Genomic DNA, 19,967 nt, shown 5'->3' on the forward strand with positions numbered 1-19,967 from the left:
TCCTTATTTCGACGTTGCTTCAAAAACACCGTCCCAGCCATCGCCGGGGCGGTTGTTTTTTAAGGTCCGTATACGGGCCAGGAACATATCATAATATGCATCCAGTCGCGCATGAGAGGCCGATCGAGCCTGGGTTAGCGCCTGTTCCGCACCGTCAAAATCCGCCGCCCGGTACAGATCAAGCATGGATTGGTGCGCGGTCATCCATGTCATGAAGTCGGGTGTTTTTGCATAGGCTTCATCACCGACCAGCGTAAAGATGCGCACGGGCTCTGTCTTGCCTTTCACGCGCAATAAATCCAGCTCAACAAAAGCCAAGGGCCCCGCCGCCTTTTTTGTGCGTTCCGACACGAGGATTTGCACGCCATAGGTCTTGGTTTGTCCTTCCAGCCGGGAGGCCAGGTTAACCGAATCCCCCAGGGCGGAATACGCAAAGCGTTGTTTCGATCCCATGTTCCCGACAGAGGTCATGCCGGTATTGACACCGATGCCCGCACTCAACACCAGAGGTTTTTGACCGTTCTGCGCGGCGCGGTCCGCCAAAGCGGCATTGATCGGGGCCAAGGCGTCATTCATCTGCAACGCCGTCAAGCAGGCGCGGCGCGCATGATCCGGATCATCCAGCGGCGCATTCCAGAACGCCATCATGGCATCGCCCATATATTTGTCGATCGTGCCCCGATTTTCCATGACCAGCGATGACATCGGCGTCAGGAAATCATTCATCAACTGGATCAGCTCTTCCGGGCTCAGGCGTTCCGATATGCTGGTAAAACCGCGAATATCGGTAAACATGATCGACAGCTCGCGCACCTCACCACCCAGACGCAATTTGTCCGGATCATTGGTCAGTTCTTTCATATAATCGGGCGAGATATACAGACCAAAGGCCTGACGGATCTGACGACGGTCAGCCTCCATCCGGATATAGGCCAGCAAGGCCGATGCCATAAAAATTACACCCAGGGCCAGTGACGGGTAAAAGACATCGATCAGCTGGCCATGATTAAGGAAGGCATACCACCCACCATACACGCCGCCCCAACCAACAGGGTGACCATCGCCGCCTGACCAAACGCCCCAATAAACGGCGCCAGACCAACAATCAACAATCCCGCAACCAGAATGGCCACAGCCTCCAGTCCCTCCACCTCGATTGAGCGGTGCAGAAATTTTTCCTGCAGGATCTGGTCAATAATGTTCAGGTGAACCTCAACCCCCGGGCGAAACACATCCAGCGGCGTGGCCCGGATATCCTTTAACCCGATGGCACTGGTGCCAATCAAAACGATCTTGCTGCGGATCAATGATGGATCAACGGTGCCGTCCAGAATGCTGGCCGCCGACACATACCAATCATCCCGCGATTTGGCGAAATAGGCGAGGAAGTTGCCCTGTGCGTCCGTTGGGATCAGCAATTTGTTTTTCAGGAAGCGTAAACCTTCGACCCCAAAACGGCTGGAATCCAGTTCGGCAAAACGTTCATCCGCCAATTCGATCGACAGCGCTTTTTCACCCAGAAGATATCGCACAACCTCCAACGACAAGGATGGGTAGAAAAAGGAAATGTTCCCTCCATCTTTTCCCTGATCCTGCATCGCCACCACCATCGGTACACGACGGATGACACCGTCTGTATCAGCAGTCACGAAGAAACTGCCCTCGCCATAGGCTCCCTTGCTGATCACAGGCAAGTTAACCGTGGCATTGTTCATGATGCGAACGTAACGTTCGGCATTTTTCTGGCTGAAAAATGCTTTTTGCATCGGGCGGTTCCCGGTTTCTTCGGTGACGAAGGAAAAACCGGTAATAACATTACCTGCCTTGGCGATGGCCTCTCCAAAAACCGTGTCGTTATCGGGGAGTTTTTCAATCGCCGCACGCAAATCACCGGCCCCGTCTTCCGTCGGGATGTAAGAGAGCAAACGTTGTGGGCTAACCCGGTCATGTTCAGGAAAAACAGTATCAAACGCAATGACCAGTGCGCCCTGTTCATTCAGCTTTTCAACCAACTGCGCCAACACGTCGCGCGGCCATGGCCACTGCCCCAATTCAGGCCGCGCCATCGACGCCTCGTCAATATCGACAATCACCACATTATTGCCGGGATCACGCGGTTTCAGGATATTATAGTAATCAAAGGTAAAGTGCCGGATTTCCTGCCGCCAGCGGGCATTGGAAAAGCTCAAACCCACGGCCACCGCCACCAAAACCAGCAGCAGGCATAAATGGAACCAGCGGTTGATGGCAAGACGCATCATCAGCGATCAAATCTCAGTAAAGGCTTTATCCTTCGCCATTAAAACAGGCTTGGCCAGATACTCAAGAATGGTACGGCGACCCGTGACCACTTCAATCATCGCCACCATACCCGGCGTAATCGGCAACGGATTTTCCGCCGTGCCCAGATAATTTTTATCGGTTTGCACTTCGACTTCAAAGAATGTATTGCCCTCTGCATCGGCAATGCTGTTCGCGCCAATACGAACCAGTTTGCCATGAAGACTGCCATAACGCTGCGCGTTATAGGCACTGATTTTAACGTTGACGTCCTGACCAACATCCAGGAATGCAATATCGTTTGGTGACACGCGGGCAGTAATTTTCAATTCTGGTTCCGCCGGGACAATTTCCACCAATTGCTGGGCTGGCTGGATCACACCGCCGATGGTTTGAATGGCGATATTGTTCACCACGCCATCAACGGGGGACTTAATTTCGGCGCGCGACACCCGGTCACCGATCGACTTCAGGCTTTCCTGCAACCGGGAAATTTCGGTTTCAACGGCGTTCATCTCGCTCAGGGCCTGCGAACGGAAACGGTCCTGCTGGTCTTCGGCTTCTTTTTTTGCCGCGCTTAATTGCGCCTCTAACCCGGTCATTTTTTGACGGTTGGCATTTAATTGCCCTTGAATGTCATTCAATTCGCGCTCCAGGCGAATTTGCTCCAGCTTCGGCACCGCTTTTTGCTCAACCATTTTGCGGGTAATGGCCAGTTCCTGATTCAACAGCCCGGCGCTGGACCCCAGACGATTAATTTGCGCTTTGGTTTCGGCAATCTCGGCATTGGCCTTGTCAATTTTATCCTTTGTAATGGATGTCGCGTTGGCCAATTCGCGTTGACGTGATTCATACAGCGCCTTTTCATTGGCCGCGATTTGTGGCGCGTCCTTCACAACATCCGCAGGTAAGGTCAGGGCCGCACCAGTCGATTCAGCCTCCAGCCGTGCACGTTTGGCCCGCAGGGTCAGGCTTTGCGCCTGTGCGCCGCCTTGCTCTGATGAATAAAACACATCGGACAGGCGCATCAGCACCTGATCCTTGGCCACACGATCCCCTTCACGGACCATCAACTCCTGCAAAATCCCGCCTTCCAGGCTTTGCACAATCTGTATTTCACTGGTCGGAACCACCTGTCCCTGACCACGGACCAGCATATCAACCTTGGAAAATCCGGCCCACAGGAAGAACAGAACAATCAAACCCAAAACGCTGTACAGCATAATGGCCGACGCGCGCGCCGGGCGCATACGTGTTGCGGCTTCCAATTCAGACATATAATCGGTTTCACGGATGGTCATGCGGCACCTCCGTTATTTGGGCCGGGCTTCGGCGCAGAAACGCCTTGGGCCAAAGCCTGAATGACTTTGTCGCGCGGTCCGTCGATCAAAACACGCCCCTGATCCATCACGATCAGACGATCCACCAGCGTCAGCAAATGCTGGCGGTGCGTAATCAGAATTAACGTCTTGCCTTCGGACTGCCCGCGAATATGGCGAACGAAGGCTTCCTCGGCCTGCATATCCATGGCATTGGTCGGTTCATCACACACCATGATGGCGGGGCTGAGCAGCATGGCACGCGCCAGCGCAATCGCCTGACGCTGACCACCGGACAGGCCCGCACCCTGTTCACCCACCGGGGCGTCATAGCCCATCGGATGGCGAGATACGAATTCATGCACGCCCGAGGCCATAGACGCGGCCAGAATTTCTTCCTCGGTCGCCTGCGGACGAGCGATGGAGATGTTTTCACGCACAGATCCACGGAACAGAACGATATCCTGCGCGATATAGGCGATGTTTCGGCGCAAATCCGCCGGATCAATCTGACGGTAATCGGTATCATCGGCAAACAATGTGCCGGCCTTCGGCTCATACAGGCCGGTAATCAGCCGCGCTACGGTGCTTTTACCCGACCCAACACGCCCGACGATGCCGACCTTTTCCCCATGTTCAATGGTGAAGGTGACGTCGCGCAAAATATCGCGGTCCGTATGCGGATAGGCAAAAGTTACATTTTCAAATTTGATTTTCCCGTTCAGCACCGGGCGGTGCAGGAAATTTTTATGCGGCGGGCGTTCCACCGGGTTGGCCATAAATTCGTTCAGCGATTTCAGGGCTCGCATCGTCTGGTGATACCGTGACATCAATCCGGCGATCTGCCCGATCGGGGCGATGGCCCGGCCGCTCAGCAACACGCACGCTATCAACGCGCCCATGGTGATCGATTGGTCGCGCACCAGATACATACCCAGCAACACCGCCGCCACACTGGCCGCCTGTTGCAGGAAGGTGGCAATATTCACGCCCATGGCGGAATAAAAACGCGATGTTTGCGCATGCGCCGCGGCATCGGCCGCCATTTCGCCATAACGGGCGCGCAAGCGCCCATCGGCCCCAATGGCCTTGATGGTTTCCAACCCATGAATGGTTTCAACCAGAAGGCCGTGCTTGGCTTCCGCCGTGTACATGGTTTTACGTACTGCCGCCTGCAACGGAATTTGCACCATCCAGCCCACAGCCGCAGCCACAGCGATCAAGGAGCCCAGCAACAACGCAATCGGCCCACCCAAAACCCAGATGACCGCCAAAAACAGCAGGGTAAACGGCAAATCAACCAGCGTCGTCAGCGTTGCCGATGTCATAAATTCACGCACAGAATCAAATTCACGCAGCATGTTGGCAAACGCCCCACCCGACGGCGGACGGGCCGAGAGTTTCATATCCAGCAATTGCCCATAAATACGCCGCGCCGCCACCACATCAATTTTACGCCCGGCAAAATCAATGAAGTACCCGCGCAAGGTCCGCATCAGAAAGTCAAAGCCAAAAATGGTCAGCGCCCCGATCCCCAAAACCCATCCGGTTTCCACCGCCGCATTGGGAATAACACGGTCATACACCGTCATGATGAAAATCGGGCTGGTCAGCGCGAACATATTGATCATCACGGCGGCCAAACCGACCTGTCCGTAAATTGCGCTGTTATTCAAAAACGGGCCCCAAAACCAGTGACGGTCGGTATCCTGTAAATGCGGGGCCTGTGGGTCATGAAATTCCGCATTCGGATGAATGTAAATTGCATACCCGCCGTAATTTTTATCCAGCGTATCAATCGCCACATCTTTTTCCGCCCCGGTTTCGGGCAGGAAGACGCGCGCCGTATTTTTATCACTCTCCAGCGCCAGCAAAACACACGCCCCGCCCCCCTGCATCACCAGGACAACCGGCAAGGCATAGGACGAAATATGCGTCACAGTTTTGCGTTTAACGATGCTGGTTTTCAGGCCAATACGCCCCGCAGCTTCGCAAAATAAATTCGGTCCCATGCCACGTTCATCATAGGGCATCCCGGCATGCAGGGCCTCAGCGGAACGGGCATGACCGAAATGCCCGGTCAGGAAGACCAGACAATTCAGCAACGGGTCAACCGATTGCGCCGCAGGAATTACAGGAGTCTGTATCGACGAATCCACGGGTGCGTCATTCATGCGCCGCGCCCGACTTCGCTTGATCTGCCATTTGAGCCTCTGCACGCGCCTCGTCCTGCGCGTTTTCGTGAGCGGATACGATGCTCATCACATCCTGCAGATACCCCATATGGGCCAGTACGGCATATTGCGCAGCCAAATGGCGGTAATCGGCATTCACCACACCCAGACGGGCATTGAAATTGTTGTTTTCCGCCTGTAACAGATTCAGCAACGTGACCTTCGCCGCCTCGAACTGCTTTTCGTAGGTGGTCAATAAATCCTTGGTCACGCCGACACGATCGCGGCCATTGTCCAGACGGTCCTTGGCGGCCTGCATCTCGGCATAAGACGTGCGGATCTGACGCTCGATATTGCGGCTGATTTCATCGCGGCGCGCCTGGCTTTCGGCATAACGACTGGTCGCTTTACGAATGCGGGCCAATTCCGCCCCGCCCGTCGAAAATGTCCAATCCATCCGCACGACGGCTTTGGCATCAACCACTTCGCCGCCGATAATATCGGCTTGATCTTTTTTCAGATAGGACAGTTCACCACTGAAATCCGGGTACAGGGCCCCTTTTTCCGCATCCGCATCACGCGCGAACGCTTCCTTTGTTTCATCGGCAACGCGCAAGGCCGGATGTTCCTGCAACGCCATGGCAACGGCCTCATCCACGCTGGCCAAAACCGCACCAGATGGCAAATCCGGACGGACCAGCGGATCGGTCGGCACCTGCCCCACGACTTCGCGGTATTCGGCAACGGCCTTGGCGAACTCACCTTCGATATCGGCCTGTGTGCTGTCCAGCTGAATTTGAATGTCGTGCGCCTGCACCGCCATGGATTCATCGGCAGCCCCTTGCTCCACCATGGAATCAATACGGGTGCGGTAATCGGCAATCAGCTTGTTATGATCGGTGATCATGGTTACGGCTTCTTTGGTCCGCAACACATCGAGATAGGCCAGCACAACACGCAAGCCCAGATTTTCCCGTACATCGGCAACATTGCTTCCAGCAGACCGCACACGCGCATCGGCGGCCCCAACGCGATTGACCGTTTCCAACCCGTCCCAGATTGTCTGGCGCACGGCGACGCTGCCTTCATACAGCCAGGAATAGCCCGCTCCCCGCTCGACGGTCAGACCGCGGCTGGTGCTGTTGTCACCATAAATCCGGCCCATGGATCCACTGGCGTTCAGCTCGGGGAAGTAACCGGAGCGCTGTTCCTGTTTTTCTTCGGCGTAGTAATCCCGGCTTTTCATTGCTGCCTGCACTGTGGGGTGCGCGTTCAGGGCCGACACCATCGCCTCTTGCAATGTTTCTGCCCGCGCGCCCGTCGCAAGACCAAAAACCGATACCCCCGCAAGAACAGCAAAGGTTGCCGTACGCGCCAACAAGAAGGCCCGCGGAGAGAAAGCCGGAAAAAATTTCAATGACATGGACATACAGGGGCGCGTTCGTTTTATAAGAACAAAGAATAGCCCCTTGAATCTAAACAAAAACGACACAACAGGCAAGGCCGCAGACCAAGATGGAGACCAATTGCACCGCTCGCGTGCGGTGCGCCATGGATACCCGTGCAAGAACACCGCTATTCCCGGGGGTCAGGCTTCACAAAAAGCGCCATATCTGCCATGGTTTTATCGCGCGATTACGCGCAGAGAATCAGGCGAAAAACAAAATACCATAATGATTTTTCAGAACACCGATTCTTTTCAAGCAGACCTCCGGCCCCATGGCCGGAATTATCAAGGGATTCTACGACCGTGAGTCTGACCATCTTCATTCCCAAAGAAACCGCCCAAGCCGAACGCCGCGTTGCCGCCACGCCGGAGACCGTCAAAAAACTAATCGCGCAAGGGTGCGCGGTCCGCGTTGAAAAAGGGGCCGGTGTTGAATCATCCATCCCCGATGCGCTGTACACGGATGCGGGCGCAACCATTATCGACACCGCCGCTGATGGATTTTCCCAAGCCGACATCGTCCTGAAGGTACAGGCCCCGACCGACGACGAGGCCGCAAAAATGAAAAAGGGTGCGTTGCTGGCCTGCATCATGGCCCCGTACCAGAATGCAAACCTGATTGCCGCACTGGCCAAACAGGGCGTCGATGTCTTTTCGATGGAGCTGGTCCCGCGTATCACCCGGGCGCAAGCGATGGACGTTTTGTCGTCCCAATCGAACCTGGCGGGGTATAAGGCCGTTCTGGATGCTACCGAACATTTCAACCGCGCCTTCCCCATGATGATGACCGCTGCGGGCACCGTGCCCCCGGCCCGCGTCTTTATTATGGGCGTTGGCGTTGCCGGGTTGCAGGCGATTGCCACCGCCAAACGTCTGGGCGCCATCGTATCCGCCACCGACGTGCGTGCGGCGACGAAGGAACAGGTGCAATCGCTCGGCGCATCCTTCGTGATGGTTGAAGATGACGAATCCAAAGCCGCCGAAACCGCCGGCGGATACGCCAAAGAAATGTCCGATGCGTACAAGGCGAAACAAGCGGCCCTGATCGCCGAAACAATCGCGAAGCAGGACATTGTGATTACCACCGCGCTGATCCCTGGCCGCAAAGCCCCAACACTGGTCACCGCCGCCATGGTGAAAACCATGAAACCGGGATCGGTGATTGTTGATCTGGCCGTGGAGCAAGGCGGAAACTGCGAACTGTCGAAAGTCGGCGAAGTGGTCGACGTTGATGGCGTGAAAATTATTGGCCACCGCAACGTGCCCAGCCGCCTGTCCGCCAATGCTTCGGCCCTGTATGCGAAAAACCTGCTGAACCTGCTCGGCCTTGTCTTGAATAAAGACGGCGCGAAGGACATTCCGTGGGATGACGATATTATCAAGGGCGTCGCCCTGACCCGTGACGGTGCACTGATCCACCCGCAATTTGGCGGACCAGCACCAGCACCAAAAGAACAACCGACAGAGAAGGCAGCCGCACAATGACCAGCGAAACCCAAACTGACATCAGCACCAGTGCCGTCGATCTGGCCAACGCCGCCCGCGCACTGGCCGATCAGGCCGCCACACTGGCCATGCAGGCCGGACAAAGTATTTCCGACAGCGGCGCAGCCCATGGCGGTGATGCGTTTCTGGTCACCGGGCTGACCGTGTTCGTTCTCGCCTGCTTCGTCGGATATTACGTGGTGTGGAAGGTGACACCCGCGCTGCACTCGCCATTGATGGGCATTACCAATGCGATTTCATCGGTGATCATCGTCGGCGCGTTGATCGCCGCGGGCCCGTCCGATTTTTCGTTTTCAAAAATCCTTGGTTTTCTGGCCGTGATGCTGGCCTCCGTCAACATCTTTGGCGGTTTCATCATCACGCGGCGCATGTTGCATATGTTCAAGAAAAAGGGAGCATAAAAAATGAACATGAAACCGCACCCGTCCAAACCGATGGACATCACCATCGAATATACCGGCCCCATCAACGGCTATGCGTTGTGGGAGAAGAAAAGCTCCCTCAGCAATGCGTTTAACTCCATCTCCGGTATTCTGGCCCGCCATGGCGCGACCATTTACAAGGATAGCTGGTCCATCCACGACCCGATTGCGGATGGATCTGTGCCGACCGCGAATGTCCGCGCCCTGTTGTTCGAACTGCGCCCGCTGGGCTTTATCGTCAAACGCGGCTGATACACACGAAACACCCTGTTTTAGGAATAGATAAAAATGGCCTCGCTTGCCCCCCTCTTCTACCTGATCGCGTCCGTCTGCTTCATCATGGCGTTGCGCGGATTATCCAGCCCGGAAAGCGCACGCCGCGGCGTCGTTTACGGCATGGTGGGCATGGCGCTGGCCGTGGCAACCACATTGATGATGCCGGGCGTGGTCTCTTACTTCTGGATTATCCCGGCGATCGCCATTGGCGGATCCATCGGCACAGGCATCGCCCTAAAAATCCAGATGACCGCGTTGCCGCAATTGATGGCGGCGTTCCACTCGCTGGTGGGTCTGGCGGCTGTATTCGTGGCCTCTGCCGCGTTTACAAATCCGGAGGCTTATAATATCGGCCAATCCGGGGCGATCCGCCTGAACAGCCTGATTGAAATGGCGCTGGGCACGGCGATTGGTGCGGTAACCTTTACCGGGTCCATTATCGCATGGGGCAAATTACAGGGCACGATTTCCGGCAAGCCGCTGACCTTCCCCGGTCAGCATAAACTGAACGCCTTGCTGGGCTGTTTGTTGCTGTTCTTCATTATCATGCTGTGCGCAACGCAAAGCGGCCTCTGGTTTATGGCCATCGTTGTGCTGGCCCTGGCGCTGGGCGTTTTGATGATCGTCCCGATCGGCGGCGCGGATATGCCGGTGATCGTGTCGATGCTGAACTCCTATTCCGGCTGGGCGGCGGCGGGCATTGGCTTTACCCTGCATAACAACCTGCTGATCATCGTCGGCGCGCTGGTGGGGGCATCGGGTGCGATCCTGTCTTATATCATGTGCAAGGGCATGAACCGGTCTTTCCTGAACGTTCTGCTGGGCGGCTTTGGCAATGACGCATCGGCGTCCGGCGGCCCGGCATCGGATGCGGGTGATCGCCCGGTCAAAATCGGATCCGCCGATGATGCGGCCTATATCATGAAAAACGCCTCCAGCGTGATCGTGGTTCCGGGATACGGCATGGCCGTGGCCCAGGCCCAGCACGCGCTGCGCGAAATGGCCGACATTCTGAAGAAAGAAGGCGTCAGCGTAAAATACGCCATCCACCCCGTTGCGGGCCGCATGCCCGGCCACATGAACGTGTTGCTGGCCGAAGCCAACGTACCGTATGACGAGGTGTTCGAGCTGGAAGACATCAATCGCGATTTCGCGCAAACCGACGTCGTCTACGTCATCGGGGCCAACGACATTACAAACCCGGCCGCAAAAACCGACCCGACATCACCGATTTACGGCATGCCCATTCTGGACGTGGCCAAGGCGAAAACGGTGCTGTTCGTCAAACGCTCCCTCGGTTCCGGTTACGCCGGTGTGGACAACCCGATGTTCTATCAGGACAACACCATGATGCTGCTGGGCGATGCCAAGGCCATGACGGAAAGCATTGTGAAGGGGCTGGAAGATTAAGTCCTTATAGAAAAACCACAAAAATACACCAAATGGGGCGCAAAAATCACATTTTGCGCCCCATTTTTGCCCCTTTCGGCCGCGAGAATGAGAGCATAAGGTTTTTAACCGTCGGATCATCAATCGGAGTGGGATCAATGAAAAATATCAAATTATACGTTCTGGGTACTGTTCTGGTCAGCGCACTGAGTGTGCCTGTGTCTGTGCGCGCCGAAAATGTCGCGGACAACGCCGCCAATGATGCGATGAAACGCCCGCCTGCTGGCGAACGCATGATCGAAGCCCTGGACACCGATAAATCCGGCGATGTGTCGCTGGAAGAATTTCAGGCCAAGCACGCTGAACAATTCAAAACCATGGACGCCAACAATGATGGCAAATTGACCAAGGATGAGATTGGCAAAGCCCACGAGCAGCGCAAAGCCAAGATGAAAGAGCGCATGCACGAAAAGCGCGAGCAGATGAAAGAGAAAGCAGCGAAAGAAGCGGCCCCGGCAGAAGAAGCGCCGAAAGCCGAGTAAGCACAAACCGTTCCCCGCACGGATTTGTTTTTGGGTCTGTTCCTCCTCCCCCGTTGGTGGCCCTGTCACAAAACAATCCGTGAACCCGAACCCCGGATCAGTGTCCCCCCTGATCCGGGGGTTTTTTTAATACGGACTTCGCACCGCAAAACCCCGAAAACTTGACAATTTCGCCTATTTTCATAACAATGAAACCAAGTTTTAAGGCCCGCCCTGCTAAAACAAGGGCATCACAAAAAAACAGGCCATAAACAGGGATTAACCCGGACAGAGTCACCGGGTTCTGCGTGGGGGAAATATATGCCGGCAATCCGGAGTCTGACCGACAGTTTCAATCGCGTAAGCATGCCGCCCGAGGGCTGGCACGAAGCCATGTTCGTCAACGCGGACAATCAGCGCATTCGTTATGCACAAATCCCCGCCCATACGGCCCCCGGTGAATCGCCACGCGGTACCGTCGTGTTGACACATGGCTATGGTGAGTTTGTTGATCTGTATTACGAAGCGATCAAGGAATATCAGGCGCAGGGGTTCAATGTCTGGGCCATGGATTGGCAGGGCTTTGGCGGATCCGACCGCGACAATCCCGACAAACCGCATCTGGTCGACGCACAGGGCATGAATCAACACGTGCGCGATCTGAACCAATTTGTTCGTAACGTTGTCCAGCACGATAAAAATACACCCCTGATCATGTCGACCCATTCCATGGGCGGGCACCCCGGCATGCTGTATCTGCAACGCCATCCCGGCGTTTTTGACGCCGCAGTGATGAGCGCGCCGATGTTTGACATTCACCGCCTGGGAGCCGGGCCATGGGCGCGCCCGCTGGTACACGCGATTTTTAACGCCGCATCCCATATCGGTTTACAAGATCGCCCCGTCCCCGCATTGGAAGGCGTTTTGGCCAAAGTCGGGCAATGGCGTGAGGAAGATGGGCGCCGCACCGTCGGCATGCACAATTTGCGCGAAGTGTGGAGCAACGCCGTGCGGGCCAATGCCCCGGAACACAATATCGCACGCCCCAGTTTTGGATGGATCAATTCCGTTTATGACACCGTGAAGGAATTGAATGACCCCACAAATTTGCGCAAGGTCACCATTCCCGTCCTGATCGGCAGCGCCGGGCACGAAACGCTGGTTGATAATGGGGCACATGCCCGTGCGGCGGCAGCCCTGCCCAACGCAAAGCACATCACCCTGCCCACGGCGGGACACAGCCTGTGGCTTCAGGATGAGCCGAATTATACCCGTTGGGCATCCAGCGTGAATGGATTCCTGGAGGCGACCGTGCATGATTTTTACAATCGCCGCAACGCACCAACGCCCGCGCCGCCCCCAGATCCGGCCCAGATCGTGACACGGGCCCCGCAAGCCGCGCCAAACGCCGCATAAAAGACCATAAAAACCAGGGAGACGGGGCCTTCCTCCTTGCATAAGGGACAGGGCCGATTTACCCTTCTGAGTTGTCACATTTTGGGCCTTAGCATCAGACCATGGACCGTAAAACAGATCATCCCGATCTTAATCCCCGCTTCCTGCAACCCGATGGGTGGCGGTGGCATAATTTTACGAATCCGCAAGGCCGCACCCTGCGCTTTGGCACGGTCAGCCCGCGTGACAAAATTCCGGATGCGGTCGTCGTCTGCCTGCCTGGCTTATCCGAATTTGGTGAGAAATATTTTGAACTGGCCCACGACATGCTGGACCGCAATCTGGCCTTCTGGGTTCTGGATTGGCAGGGGCAGGGAAAATCCCACCGCCATCTAAACAATAAACACCGTCGCTACTCCACCGGCTTTGACGATGATGTCGCCGATTTGCATTTCTTCCTGAACGAGTACGTGAAACACGCCGCGGTTCAGCCGGACGTGGGCCGCATTCCGCTGGTCATGCTCGCCCATTCTATGGGCGGGAATATCGGCCTGCGCTATCTGTCACATCATCAGGATATGTTTGCCTGTGCCGCGTTTTCGGCCCCGATGCTGGGGATACAGGCCCTGAACATCATGCCACAGCGCGTGCACCTGCTGCTGACGGGATTGTTTAATGAAATTGCCGGGACACAGTATGTTTTCGGCGGTAAAGACTGGTCCCCGGTCGAACGCGATGACCCGAAACGCAACATTTTTTCATCCCACCCGGGCCGAGCCGCCATTCACAACGCATGGAGCCGGTTTGACCCCGCGTTACAGGTTGGAAACGTCACGTTCCGTTGGTTGTATGAAGCGGCCCGGTCCTGTGCCCTGCTGCAACAGAAAAACATCCTGGAAGATATTCATACGCCCTGTTTCCTGGCCTGCGCCCAAAATGAAAAACTGGTCGACAACCGCGCCACACACAAGGCCGCCGCACGCATGCCCCATGCAAAGGTGATGGATCTGCAGGAATCTTTGCATGAAATCCTGATGGAACGCGACCCGATCCGGAATGCCTTCCTCAACGGTTTTGACGAATTATTACAGCACAACAAAATCCGTACACAACGCACGCCCTTTTAAAAACAAGAAGAACAATAAATGGAGTCAACCATGACCACCCCGATCGACAAAAAAGCCCAGCGCGAAGTGCGCCTGAGCGATCGCATTCTGTATGCGCTGGAACTGGCGCTGGAGCAGGAAGATGTACAGGTCGCCGATATGCTGACCCGCGCGTTGGAAATGTCGATGACCCGCAACACGGGCGGCGGTGAATTCGTTGAACGCCGTGATTACCCGGCCGAGATTGAAGAAGCCATGCGCAAACTGCATGCGCTGAAGGCCCGCAAGGGCGTCGCAGGACATTAAGGTTTACAGCCCCGCAATCAATTCCGCCCATTCGGCTTCGGTCAGGACATTCACGCCCAATTCACGGGCCTTGGCCAGTTTCGACCCGGCATCTTCACCCGCAACGACGTAATCCGTTTTTTTCGATACGGACCCCGCAACCTTGGCCCCCAGCGATTCCGCGCGGGCCTTGGCCTCGTTCCGTGTCATGGTGACCAATGTGCCGGTAAAGACCACGGTTTTCCCTGCCACGGGGCTGTCCCCCACCTGTGGCGCAACATAGGGCTCGATGGTCAACTGGGCCAGAAGATCATCAACGATGGCATGGTTGTTCTTGTCGTTGAAGAAACGAATGAGATCCTCGGCCACGCTGGGGCCGACATCCTCCACACGCAACAAATCGGCCACTGCATCCGATTCCGGATCATACGCTGCCCGCATCGCGTCATACACCGCATCAAACGTGCCATAATGCGCGGCCAGACGTTTGGCTGTGGCCTGCCCCACTTGGCGGATACCGAGGGCATAGATAAAACGATCCAACGGAATGGTCCGGCGTGCGTCAATCGCATCGAACAATTTCTTCGCCGATTGATCCCCCCACCCCATGCGGGCGCGAATGGGCGTCAGACTGCCGCGATCGCGTTCCTGCAGGGTAAAAATATCCGCTGGCGCTCGAACCAGACCATCATCCCAGAATTCACGAATGATTTTATCGCCCAGCCCTTCGATATCGAACGCATCGCGGGATACGAAATGTTTCAATCGTTCCACCGCCTGCGCCGGACAGATCATACCGCCCGTGCAACGGCGCGCCACTTCCCCTTCGGGACGAACGGCGGGGGAACCACAGGCCGGGCAGATTTGCGGGAATTCGTATGGCTTCGCGTTTTTTTCACGCTTATCCATCACCACGCTGACCACCTGCGGGATTACATCGCCTGCGCGTTGAATCACCACATGGTCGCCAATACGCACATCCTTGCGCGCGATTTCATCTTCGTTGTGCAGGGTGGCGTTGGACACGACGACACCGCCGACCGTGACAGGTTCCAACCGCGCCACGGGCGTCAACGCCCCCGTCCGGCCCACCTGAATATCAATGCCATGCACAATGGTCACGGCCTGTTCCGCCGGGAATTTATGGGCGATGGCCCAACGCGGCGCACGCGACACGAACCCGAGGCGGGACTGCAAATCAAGGCGGTCCACCTTGTACACCACGCCGTCAATATCGTAATCCAGATCCGGGCGCAGATTCATGACCTTGGTATAATATTCAAGAATCTGTTCCGTGGTTTCGCACAATTGCGCCGGTTCCGCCTCGGCAAAGCCCATTGCCACCAATGCCTTGCGAATACCCCATTGTGTATCGGCAATTGGCGCAGATATATCCCCCAGCGCATAGCCAAAAAATCGCAACGGACGCGCGGCGGTAATGGATGAATCCAGCTGCCGCACACTGCCCGCCGCCGCGTTGCGCGGGTTGGCGAAGACGGGTTTCCCCTGTTCTTCCTGTCGCGCATTCAACGCCATAAATTCATCACGGCGCATATAGATTTCACCGCGCACTTCCAACACATCCGGCACGGTGCCCTTCAATGTTTGCGGCACATCGCGGATGGTGCGGACATTGGCGGTAATATCCTCGCCCTCGGCCCCGTCACCACGTGTTGCGGCCTGCACCAGAACACCGTTTTCATAGCGCAGGGAACAGGACAACCCGTCAATCTTCGGCTCCGCCACCACGGCGATTGTGTCGCTGAAATTCAGGAAACGGCGCACACGATCGATAAAATCGGTCACATCCTGATCTTCGAACGCATTGCCCAGCGATAACATGGGAACACTGTGGCGGATCTTTTTAAATCCGGCGGCGACCGGGGCACCGACCTTGTCTAAATCTTTTTTGGATGCGATTTCCGGATATTGCGCGGCAATATCAAAAAACCGTTTTTTCATCCGGTCATATTCAGCATCGGAAATATCCGGCGCATCGTTCTGGTGATAGGCAATGTCGTGCCGTTCCAGCTCTTTCACCAGATTTTTATATTCTGCGATAATTTCGGGTGGGGTGTTGAAAAGGGAGTTATTCACAATACACCCCCTTCGTCATACCGGCGAAGGCCGGTATCCATAGGATAGATTGAATGGACCCCGGCCTTCGCCGGGGTGACGGTTAGAGTTTTCATTACCCCGCCTTCGCTTCCAGCAATCGATCCGCGGCCGCGCGGGCTTCGGTGGTGATGGTGGCGCCGGACAACATGCGGGCAATTTCTTCGCGGCGTTCGGCCAACTCATCCAGCGGAATGATTTTCGTGGTCAAATCCGCTCCGCCCGACTTCATCACGATCAAATGATGGTTGGCGCGCGCGGCCACCTGTGGCGAATGGGTGACGACCAGAATTTGTTTCTGCCCCGACAGGCGGGCCAAACGTTCACCCACGGCATCCGCCGTCGATCCGCCAATCCCCGTATCCACCTCGTCAAAAATCAGCGTATGAGCGGCACCCGTATCGGCCATCACAACCTTCAGCGCCAGCATAAAGCGCGCCATTTCACCGCCCGATGCAATTTTATTCAACGGCCCCGGATCAGACCCCGGATTGGTGGCGACCAGAAACTGCACCCGGTCCATACCCGTCGGGCCCCAGAGTGTTTCATCATCCACCGCATCCACACGCGTAAAGAACCGCGCCTTGTCCAATTTCAACGGCGGCAATTCGGCGGCAACCAACGTATCCATTTTCTTGGCGGCCTTAATACGGGCATCGGAAATTTTCTGGGCCGCAGCTTTATATTCTGCGCGCGCGCCTTCCACCGCCTTCATCAGGCCAGACAGAATATCATCGGTCCGATCGGCCAGACGCAATTTATCGGTCATCTCGGTATGCAAACGCGGCAAATCATCCGGGCGGCACCCGAATTTACGCGCCGCCCCGCGCAGGGCATAAAGGCGATCTTCCGCCGCTTCCAACGACATGTCGCCATCGCTTAAAGATGACGTCATGGATTCAATATCGCGCACGGCATCCTGCAGCGCGCTGGCAGCATTATCCAACGCGGCCAGAACCGGATCAATGGAGGCCGGAGCCTTGTCCCCAATACGCGTGACCACACGGGCGGCGGCGGCAATCCGCATTTCCGCGCCGTCATCGGAACTGATGGCCTGCCACGCTTCGTCCAACGCGCTGAGTACGTGCGCCTTATGCTTCATGGTTTCACGGATAGTCAGGAGAGCATCTTCCTCCCCTTCTTCGGGATTCAGCTTGTCCAGCTCGGCAACGGCATGGCGTAAATATTCTTCTTCCGCACGGGCTTTTTCGGCTTCGACCTGTGCCGTCTTTAACGCCGCGCGGGCATCGGACCACGCATTCCATTGCCGGTTCAAGGCCCGCACATCGTTATGCAACCCGGCATAATCATCCAGCAAATCGCGGTGCGTTGTCGGGTCCAGCAGGCCGTGCGTATCAAACTGGCCATGGATTTCCACCAATTGGTCGCCCACCTGTTTCAACAGGCCAACACCCACGGGCTGGTCATTGATAAAGGCCCGGCTGCGCCCATCGGCCCCCAGCACACGGCGCAGGATCAGCGTGTCATCGCCCGCAATGCCCTGTTCGTTCAACAGCGTTAAAACAGAATGTTTGGAATCAATGTGAAATTCGGCGGTGACGCTGGCTTGATCCTGCCCTTTTCGGACCAGACCGGAATCGCTGCGCGCGCCCAAGGCAAGACCGAGCGAGTCGAGAAGGATGGATTTCCCCGCCCCCGTTTCACCGGTCAGCGCGCAAAAGCCATGGTCAAACCCGACCGTCAGCTGGTCGATCAAAACAATATTGCGGATGGTCAGCGTGACGAGCATTCACCAACCCCAGATGCATCAGTTCGGTTTAAACAGGGAATCGACCGTACGATCAACGAAGCCGCGTTCGTCCATAATCTTCTGACGCATCGCGGGGTCAAGCAATTCATACGTATCTTCATACCACGAGCTGCCCGGATAGTTGTAGCCGAGAACAGCCGCCACGCGCGTGGCCTCATCCGTCAGGCCCAGCGTGATATAGGCCTCGACCAGACGGTGCAGCGCCTCGGGCACGTGGGTGGTGGTTTGGTAATCCCGTACGACAACACGGAAACGATTGATGGAGGCGTTGATTTCGCCGCGGGTCAGGTAATAACGCCCGATTTCCATTTCCTTGCCAGCCAAGTGATCCAGCGTCAGATCGCGTTTCAGGATGGCATCACGTGTGTAACGGCTGTCCGGGAAACGGCGGATCAACGTGTCAAAGGCCTTCAATGCCTCATCCGTCATATACTGGTCGCGGGCCACGTCACTGATTTGTTCATAGAAGCACAGGGATTTGAGATACAAGGCGTAATCAATGTCCTTGTGCCCCGGGTGCAGTTCAACGAACCGGTCCAGCGACAGGATGGCTTCGTCATACCGCATGCTTTCATACTGGGCATAAGCCGCCATCAATTCCGCGCGCACGGCCCATTCGGAATACGGGTGCTGGCGCTCAACTTCCTGGAACAGGCGGGTGGCTTCGCGGTAATTCTTGGCATCCATCGCGGCGGCGGCATTGGTGTACAATGTTTCCACCGGCGTATCGACTTCGGTCTTTGTGTCTTCCTTGTTGCCCGTGCTGGAGCACGCAGCCGTAGCCAGCAAAACCGGCACGCACAGGATGGGGAGAATTTTATTCAAACGCTTCATGACACACCCGGTCAAAATCAACGGAAATCCATTGAAATTCATAGCCCGAAGCCCCCCGGATTGAAAGGGGGGACGGGGCAGAAAAGCCCCCTTGTCAACAGGTTGATTTTCAATAAAACCGGGTCCGGGTCCGATGCGGCGGGGTGGCCATATAACGCGGGTCTTCAACCGAACGGTGCCACAGCACATGGTCAATATCCATGACCCGCACGCCCTTGATGGCGCAAATGCGCTCCACCGCCTCAACGGCGCAGGCGCGCAGTTCGATTTCTTCGTCACTGCCCGCGGGGATAAACACCCCGGCGGCAATCCGGGCGGCCAGATCGTCGGACAGCGTCAACACCCCGTCGGTCACCAGCACATGGGGCACGGCATTGTCGGCAAACAGGGTCAGACGGTCCATATCCCCGAACAAGGGGCGGCCATGGCGGACGAAGGCCAGATGCAAATCCGCCGCCGCGATCTGGGCCCGTTTATACAGCGGGATGGCCCGGCCATGATAATTGTGAACATCCTGGAACCCCGGCAATTCGACCAGACGGCACACCAGCCGCGCCGCGTGCCCATCGGCATCCTGCACCAGTTTCAGGAACGATCCATCAAAATGATCGCGGACAAAGGTCCCCAGTTCGTTCAGGGCGGCGGCGAACAACACCGCCACCTCCGTCCCTACCGTGCGATGGGGCAGACCGAACATGCGGTGACAATCCAAAACACTTAAATTCGCCATGGTGGCCGCATCCATCGGCCCCTGACTGTCAAAATGGTATTTCAACGCGGTGGACACGGTGTAGTAAATGGAATGGTCGCGCAGACGCCACCCCTCCTCTACCAATGCCGCTTCATACCCCGATCCAAAATTGATTGCCTCCAGCGCCATGATATAGGCGGCCAGAGATTCCAGATCGTTGCTGTCGTAATGGTAATCGAGATCGAGAACATTATTCGGCGCGCGCGGCGATAATGTTTGCGCATAATCCCGCAAGACCCAGTCATTGATCGTCACATGTTGCGCATGATCGGCAACGAAGCGGCAGCCTTCACGCACACGGCCAAAAACATCGCAAGGCACGCCCGCATTATTCAATACGCTCTGGTTCGTTTTTTTTCGAAAGGGCCACATAGAG

At 56.2% G+C, this 19,967-nt stretch carries 17 protein-coding genes; 8 read left to right on the forward strand and 9 right to left on the reverse strand.

From position 1 onward, the window contains the following. Positions 1-3: 3 nt before the first annotated feature. The 5 genes from MICA_RS11905 to MICA_RS08880 are packed head-to-tail and all read right to left on the reverse strand — an operon-like array spanning position 4 to position 7,151. Positions 4-951 carry an adenylate/guanylate cyclase domain-containing protein gene (locus MICA_RS11905; protein ID WP_148260458.1) on the reverse strand — a complete coding sequence of 316 codons (948 nt, stop codon included), beginning with the start codon at positions 949-951 and terminating at the stop codon, positions 4-6. Between the two features lie 41 nt (positions 952-992). After that, entirely contained in the window at positions 993-2,261 is a 1,269-nt protein-coding gene (locus MICA_RS11910; protein WP_049782129.1) for a CHASE2 domain-containing protein, read from the reverse strand. 6 nt (positions 2,262-2,267) lie between these two features. Further along, entirely contained in the window at positions 2,268-3,581 is a 1,314-nt protein-coding gene (locus MICA_RS08870; RefSeq protein WP_014103407.1) for an HlyD family type I secretion periplasmic adaptor subunit, read from the reverse strand. Then, complete coding sequence (locus tag MICA_RS08875) at positions 3,578-5,773, reverse strand: type I secretion system permease/ATPase (RefSeq protein ID WP_014103408.1); 2,196 nt, start codon at positions 5,771-5,773, stop codon at positions 3,578-3,580. Before MICA_RS08875 ends, MICA_RS08870 begins: the two co-directional genes overlap by 4 nt. Continuing rightward, positions 5,766-7,151 (reverse strand): TolC family protein, encoded by a 1,386-nt coding sequence (locus MICA_RS08880; protein WP_236619890.1) that lies wholly within the window; start codon positions 7,149-7,151, stop codon positions 5,766-5,768. Before MICA_RS08880 ends, MICA_RS08875 begins: the two co-directional genes overlap by 8 nt. Positions 7,152-7,529: 378 nt before the next feature. Between MICA_RS08880 and MICA_RS08885 the strand changes: the two genes are divergently transcribed. From MICA_RS08885 to MICA_RS08920, 8 genes are all read left to right on the forward strand, one after another. Continuing rightward, a complete protein-coding gene (locus MICA_RS08885; RefSeq protein WP_407635806.1) occupies positions 7,530-8,705 on the forward strand; it encodes a Re/Si-specific NAD(P)(+) transhydrogenase subunit alpha in 1,176 nt (391 codons plus the stop codon). Further along, entirely contained in the window at positions 8,702-9,127 is a 426-nt protein-coding gene (locus MICA_RS08890; RefSeq protein ID WP_014103412.1) for an NAD(P) transhydrogenase subunit alpha, read from the forward strand. Before MICA_RS08885 ends, MICA_RS08890 begins: the two co-directional genes overlap by 4 nt. 3 nt (positions 9,128-9,130) lie before the next feature. Then, entirely contained in the window at positions 9,131-9,400 is a 270-nt protein-coding gene (locus MICA_RS08895) for a hypothetical protein (protein WP_014103413.1), read from the forward strand. A gap of 36 nt (positions 9,401-9,436) precedes the next feature. Then, entirely contained in the window at positions 9,437-10,834 is a 1,398-nt protein-coding gene (locus MICA_RS08900) for an NAD(P)(+) transhydrogenase (Re/Si-specific) subunit beta (protein ID WP_014103414.1), read from the forward strand. A gap of 137 nt (positions 10,835-10,971) precedes the next feature. Then, entirely contained in the window at positions 10,972-11,355 is a 384-nt protein-coding gene (locus tag MICA_RS08905) for an EF-hand domain-containing protein (protein WP_014103415.1), read from the forward strand. Positions 11,356-11,655: 300 nt separating this feature from the next. Next, positions 11,656-12,750: an alpha/beta fold hydrolase gene (locus MICA_RS08910; protein WP_014103416.1), complete on the forward strand. Its 1,095-nt coding sequence runs from the start codon at positions 11,656-11,658 to the stop codon at positions 12,748-12,750. 101 nt (positions 12,751-12,851) lie between these two features. Next, entirely contained in the window at positions 12,852-13,856 is a 1,005-nt protein-coding gene (locus MICA_RS08915) for an alpha/beta fold hydrolase (RefSeq protein WP_014103417.1), read from the forward strand. Positions 13,857-13,886: 30 nt separating this feature from the next. Continuing rightward, positions 13,887-14,141, forward strand: a complete 255-nt coding sequence (locus tag MICA_RS08920) for a hypothetical protein (RefSeq protein WP_014103418.1) — start codon at positions 13,887-13,889, stop codon at positions 14,139-14,141. A 3-nt stretch (positions 14,142-14,144) separates the two neighbouring features. On the opposite strand, the gene ligA is transcribed toward MICA_RS08920, so the two are convergent. From ligA to MICA_RS08940, 4 genes are all read right to left on the reverse strand, one after another. After that, the gene (gene ligA / locus MICA_RS08925) at positions 14,145-16,217 is read right to left on the reverse strand and encodes an NAD-dependent DNA ligase LigA (protein WP_014103419.1); all 2,073 of its coding nucleotides are present in this window, start codon (positions 16,215-16,217) and stop codon (positions 14,145-14,147) included. 94 nt (positions 16,218-16,311) lie between these two features. Beyond that, a complete protein-coding gene (gene recN, locus MICA_RS08930) occupies positions 16,312-17,985 on the reverse strand; it encodes a DNA repair protein RecN (protein ID WP_014103420.1) in 1,674 nt (557 codons plus the stop codon). 18 nt (positions 17,986-18,003) lie between these two features. Then, complete coding sequence (locus MICA_RS08935) at positions 18,004-18,882, reverse strand: outer membrane protein assembly factor BamD (RefSeq protein WP_014103421.1); 879 nt, start codon at positions 18,880-18,882, stop codon at positions 18,004-18,006. A 67-nt stretch (positions 18,883-18,949) separates the two neighbouring features. Further along, positions 18,950-19,963 (reverse strand): queuosine 5'-phosphate N-glycosylase/hydrolase, encoded by a 1,014-nt coding sequence (locus MICA_RS08940; RefSeq protein WP_049782131.1) that lies wholly within the window; start codon positions 19,961-19,963, stop codon positions 18,950-18,952. Positions 19,964-19,967 lie beyond the last annotated feature (4 nt).

The organism is Micavibrio aeruginosavorus ARL-13, from assembly GCF_000226315.1.
Classification (GTDB): domain Bacteria; phylum Pseudomonadota; class Alphaproteobacteria; order Micavibrionales; family Micavibrionaceae; genus Micavibrio; species Micavibrio aeruginosavorus_B.

Bases quoted from the DNA above. Each gene is read 5' to 3' on its own strand.
- MICA_RS11905 (WP_148260458.1), bottom strand. From the start codon at position 951: ATGGCATCGGCCTTGCTGGCCTATATCCGGATGGAGGCTGACCGTCGT.
- MICA_RS11910 (WP_049782129.1), bottom strand. From the start codon at position 2,261: ATGATGCGTCTTGCCATCAACCGCTGGTTCCATTTATGCCTGCTGCTG.
- MICA_RS08870 (WP_014103407.1), bottom strand. From the start codon at position 3,581: ATGACCATCCGTGAAACCGATTATATGTCTGAATTGGAAGCCGCAACA.
- MICA_RS08875 (WP_014103408.1), bottom strand. From the start codon at position 5,773: ATGAATGACGCACCCGTGGATTCGTCGATACAGACTCCTGTAATTCCT.
- MICA_RS08890 (WP_014103412.1), top strand. From the start codon at position 8,702: ATGACCAGCGAAACCCAAACTGACATCAGCACCAGTGCCGTCGATCTG.
- MICA_RS08895 (WP_014103413.1), top strand. From the start codon at position 9,131: ATGAACATGAAACCGCACCCGTCCAAACCGATGGACATCACCATCGAA.
- MICA_RS08900 (WP_014103414.1), top strand. From the start codon at position 9,437: ATGGCCTCGCTTGCCCCCCTCTTCTACCTGATCGCGTCCGTCTGCTTC.
- MICA_RS08905 (WP_014103415.1), top strand. From the start codon at position 10,972: ATGAAAAATATCAAATTATACGTTCTGGGTACTGTTCTGGTCAGCGCA.
- MICA_RS08910 (WP_014103416.1), top strand. From the start codon at position 11,656: ATGCCGGCAATCCGGAGTCTGACCGACAGTTTCAATCGCGTAAGCATG.
- MICA_RS08915 (WP_014103417.1), top strand. From the start codon at position 12,852: ATGGACCGTAAAACAGATCATCCCGATCTTAATCCCCGCTTCCTGCAA.
- MICA_RS08920 (WP_014103418.1), top strand. From the start codon at position 13,887: ATGACCACCCCGATCGACAAAAAAGCCCAGCGCGAAGTGCGCCTGAGC.
- recN (WP_014103420.1), bottom strand. From the start codon at position 17,985: ATGCTCGTCACGCTGACCATCCGCAATATTGTTTTGATCGACCAGCTG.
- MICA_RS08935 (WP_014103421.1), bottom strand. From the start codon at position 18,882: ATGAATTTCAATGGATTTCCGTTGATTTTGACCGGGTGTGTCATGAAG.
- MICA_RS08940 (WP_049782131.1), bottom strand. From the start codon at position 19,963: ATGTGGCCCTTTCGAAAAAAAACGAACCAGAGCGTATTGAATAATGCG.